Below are 667 nucleotides of genomic sequence, written 5' to 3'. Positions count from 1 at the left end.
AATCCAAAAATGAATTTTAAATTTTGACCATGCCCCTTTTGCTGAAGAACTCCGATCAACTGATTTTGATTTGGAATCCACTCGTGTTGACAAGAGAGATTCATTGATAGGTTAATTGGTAGGTTCTGTACCCCAAAATTGGGATCGTTCACGATACCGTTTTTGGGTTCGTTATCCTCCAAAATTGGGTTCGTTTGTTCTATCGAATCAACCCATTTTTGGGTATGTTTAATTGCACCGTTTTTGGGTTCGTTATCCTTATTAATTAACCCTTTTTTGGGTTCGTTATAACTATCCCGATTTTGGTTTTGTTCTCTTGATTGCACACCAACTAATTTTAAAACTCGAACCTTATTTGTAGTTCCCATTTTTTTACCAGTATCAGCAACCAATCCTAAATCGATAAGTTGATTTACGACTTTTTGAACAGTCTTGATATTCAAAACTGTGTCTTTTGCCAATCTGCTATTACTTGGGTAGCAAGTATGGTGCTCACCTGCACGATCAGCCAATGAAAGCAAGACAAGGCGCTGTGCTGAACTTTCAACTGGCGCAGTCCACGCCCAATTTAGCGCATCAACACTCATGCGTTTGCTCCTTGTATAAATGCCCATAGTTCAGCCTTTGCAACTGCCACAGACTGAGCAGTCGGGAGTGAGCGCTTTTC

1 protein-coding gene is annotated in these 667 nt (G+C 40.2%); it reads right to left on the bottom strand.

The features are described from left to right. Positions 1 to 587, bottom strand: a 587-nt coding sequence (locus tag GGG_RS0119055; RefSeq protein WP_010118101.1) for a helix-turn-helix domain-containing protein, incomplete at its 3' end; no start/stop codon positions are given. Between the last annotated feature and the right edge of the window lie 80 nt (positions 588 to 667).

It is taken from the genome of Acinetobacter sp. P8-3-8 (assembly GCF_000214135.1).
Lineage (GTDB): Bacteria > Pseudomonadota > Gammaproteobacteria > Pseudomonadales > Moraxellaceae > Acinetobacter.
The sequence above is the reverse complement of the archived record's forward strand: the minus strand, read 5'-3'. Positions and strand labels throughout refer to the sequence as shown.